A 908-nucleotide genomic window follows, 5' to 3' on the forward strand; every position below is an offset into this window, starting at 1 on the left:
ATTTTAATTCGAATTAAAATCTGCAAAGTTCTCTCGACTACGCTCGAGAAGACCAGAGGGTAAACTCTACTAACCCTCACAGGATTAGGAGGCTTTTTTATTTATAAATTGTCACCCATAGCCCTAGCGAAGGATCTTTAATCAGTATTGACAGAAGATTCCTACCAACGTAGGGATGACGCTTATAGTGAAGGTCTAAATCGATATATCATATTTTGAATAAGATTGCCTCATGCCTCACAATAACTAGTTTATATAGTGTCTGTTAAGATTTGCTCTGTCATTGCGGGCTTGACCCGCAATCTCTAAGAAAATAGCTCTCGACTACGCTTGAAGGGTTCAATGGGGAGTGAGCTATTGCAGAAGGCTTTTCAACTCTTCGCATTCCCATTCCGGATTGTCATGTTCTTTAGCAAAGACTTTAAAATCCTGATAAGAAACTGATGATTTGTTTGTAAGTTCATTTAGGTATTACTTTGACTTTTACAGGAGAAAAGGACAATAACTAAAATTGATGCAAAAAGTAATTGTGTTTTCAGGCAGACTTTACTTTACATCAGCCAGATTATCTCCAACAATCTGACCGTCTTTTTGTATCACAAGTGTGCTGGTTGCTAAGGTATCAGCTAAGCTAAAATAATAATCTTCAGCTCCTCCAATCCTATTTTGAGTATTCGGCTCTTCGTGGTAATGCAGTCGAACCTTATGTTGGTAGATAACTGAATCAATAATTGTAGCGGTAACGAGAAAGTGAGAGGCGCGATCGATATCTGCATCCATAGCTAAAACAGCTAAGCTCGAGAAATTTAGAGGTTCAGGTGGGTTGAAAACTCCCAACCGAAGAAGATACAGGGCGTGAGAGTCATTAAAGGTAATTAAAAAGTAAGTGAAGCCATTTAGACCAAGAT

At 38.4% G+C, this 908-nt stretch carries 1 protein-coding gene; it reads right to left on the reverse strand.

The features are described from left to right. Positions 1-546: 546 nt before the first annotated feature. Positions 547-908 (reverse strand): hypothetical protein (locus tag E1176_RS20865; RefSeq protein ID WP_222933047.1); only part of this gene is annotated, 362 nt, incomplete at its 5' end.

The organism is Fulvivirga aurantia (genome assembly GCF_009711475.1).
GTDB lineage: Bacteria > Bacteroidota > Bacteroidia > Cytophagales > Cyclobacteriaceae > Fulvivirga > Fulvivirga aurantia.